Source organism: Mesorhizobium sp. M7A.F.Ca.CA.001.08.2.1, from assembly GCF_003998455.1.
Taxonomy (GTDB): domain Bacteria; phylum Pseudomonadota; class Alphaproteobacteria; order Rhizobiales; family Rhizobiaceae; genus Mesorhizobium; species Mesorhizobium ciceri.
In genome coordinates this window covers 1-1,013 of record NZ_RZPW01001234.1, presented here as the reverse complement: position 1 = coordinate 1,013, position 1,013 = coordinate 1, and the positions used below count along the sequence as shown (strand labels likewise).

Here is a 1,013-nt window from a genome sequence, read left to right as displayed (position 1 = left end):
CCGTAGAGCCGCACCAGGCCGTCCGCGGCATTTTCGCCCGGCGGAACCGGCTGTCGGGGCCGGAACGCCGGCGCGCCGCCGCTTTTCTCGTCGCGATAGGCGCGGCGCAGCTTGGCGTAATGGGTGTCTTTGGGGGTGTTGGTTTTATCGCTCATGGCTGGCTTCTATAGCGGTGTCCTCCGGCCAAGGATATGGCCCGCCGTCACAGCCGGCGAACAACATCGAAAAACGCTGGCTGCGCGGTTGACACCCAATGGCCTTGCCGCCATAAGGCGCTGCGCTGGTTTCGGAGAACACATAACTCGGGTCCGGATCGGCGCGAATGCCTCGTTGCATGGCTCCGGCGGCAGACTGGAGAGGTGCCCGAGTGGTTAAAGGGGACGGACTGTAAATCCGTTAGCTTAGCTTACGTTGGTTCGAATCCAACCCTCTCCACCACTGCCGGCCCGGAAGCCCTGAAACGCGACAAGAATCGGACCGAAAAGTGCATGGCGCTTTTCGGATGAATCCGGTACTTCAGGTAAGGCGCGGGTATAGCTCAGTGGTAGAGCAGCAGCCTTCCAAGCTGAATATGCGGGTTCGATTCCCGCTACCCGCTCCAGACACTCATCCCATCACGGCAAGCCGAAGCACTGCGCACGAGGCGCAGCGCTGCCGTGGCTGCGCCGCGTCAGCTGTTGAACGCGGATGCGACCTGGTGCTGTTGCGGCACCTGGCCGTTCGGCGTCAGCTTGTCGACGATGCCGGGCAGGGCGGTGGACAGTTGCTTGAGCAGTTCCTGCTCGTCCAGTCCGGTCCGTTGCGCGATCTCGCGGATGATCTGCGGTCCGATCGCGGCGCCAAGATCGTTGGCGTTGATCGACTGGTTCTGGCCGGTTCCGACCCAGGAGTCCGCGGTGTTGCCGTGACCGGCGTCCCGGAGCTTTTCGAGCAGTCCGCCCAGGCCGCCCAGCAGGCCACCGTCGGCGGATGTGGTTTCCGTCGGGACGGGGGCGGTCGGAGCGGGCACGGGA

General features: G+C 64.2%; 1 protein-coding gene, 2 tRNA genes and 1 pseudogene. 2 read left to right on the top strand and 2 right to left on the bottom strand.

All coding sequences use genetic code 11. From position 1 onward, the window contains the following. Positions 1-155, bottom strand: a pseudogene (locus EN914_RS39720) (23S rRNA (guanosine(2251)-2'-O)-methyltransferase RlmB); the annotation flags it as partial. A 198-nt stretch (positions 156-353) separates the two neighbouring features. Here EN914_RS39720 and EN914_RS36455 point away from each other — a divergent pair. Next, positions 354-438: transfer RNA gene (locus tag EN914_RS36455), tRNA-Tyr, on the top strand. An 89-nt stretch (positions 439-527) separates the two neighbouring features. Further along, positions 528-601, top strand: a tRNA-Gly gene (locus EN914_RS36450). Between the two features lie 69 nt (positions 602-670). Here EN914_RS36450 and EN914_RS36445 read toward each other — a convergent pair. Further along, positions 671-1,013: YidB family protein (locus tag EN914_RS36445; protein WP_127389738.1), on the bottom strand; the 343-nt coding region annotated here is incomplete at its 5' end.